1 protein-coding gene and 1 pseudogene are annotated in these 736 nt (G+C 57.7%); one reads left to right on the forward strand and one right to left on the reverse strand.

Features of this window, described 5'->3' with window-relative positions; all coding sequences use genetic code 11:
• On the forward strand, nt 1-587 hold a 587-nt coding region (locus A5659_RS09205), incomplete at its 5' end, for a class I SAM-dependent methyltransferase (RefSeq protein ID WP_067180543.1).
• 60 nt (nt 588-647) lie between these two features.
• On the opposite strand, the pseudogene A5659_RS28105 reads toward A5659_RS09205, so the two are convergent.
• Nucleotides 648-736, reverse strand: a pseudogene (locus A5659_RS28105) (cyclopropane-fatty-acyl-phospholipid synthase 1); the annotation flags it as partial.

A 736-nucleotide genomic window follows, 5' to 3' on the forward strand; every position in this document is an offset into this window, starting at 1 on the left:
TCACGCTGAGCCGCAATCAGTTTGAGTACAGCAAGAACAAGCTGGCCGGATTGCCGACCAGTCGCAACATCGAGGTGCGGTTGCAGGGCTGGGAAGAGTTCGAGGACAATGTCGACCGGATCGTCACGATTGGCGCCTTCGAAGCTTTCAAGATGGAGCGCTATCCCGCATTTTTCGAACGCGCCTACGAGATCCTTCCCGACGACGGCCGAATGCTGTTGCACACCATCTTGACCTACACGCAAAAGCAGCAGCACGAGCGCGGTGTTTCGATCACGATGAGCGATATCCGATTCGCTCGATTCATCGGCCAGGAAATTTTCCCGGGTGGACAACTCCCGGCGCAGGAAGACATTTTCAAATTCGGCGAGGCGGCGGGCTTCACGATCGAGCGGGTGCAGCTGCTGCAGCAGCATTACGCGCGGACCCTCAACATCTGGGCGGCCAATCTGGAGGCCAATAAGGACAAGGCGGTCGCCCTGCAGTCCGAAGAGGTCTACGACAAGTACATGAAGTACCTGACCGGCTGCGCGAAGTTGTTCCGTGCGGGCTACACCGACGTCAATCAGTTCACGCTGGAGAAGTAACCGGCCCAGTAAAGCAATCGGCCCCGAACGGTTCACCGTTCGGGGCCGACTTGTCCCGCCCTACTTGACCAACGTGAATTGCCCCACATTGGTGACACCCTTGCGGAAGAAGTTTTCGCAGCCGGTCAGGTAGTGCATGTACTTGTCGG

This window comes from Mycobacterium sp. 1165196.3 (genome assembly GCF_001673415.1).
GTDB lineage: Bacteria > Actinomycetota > Actinomycetes > Mycobacteriales > Mycobacteriaceae > Mycobacterium > Mycobacterium europaeum_A.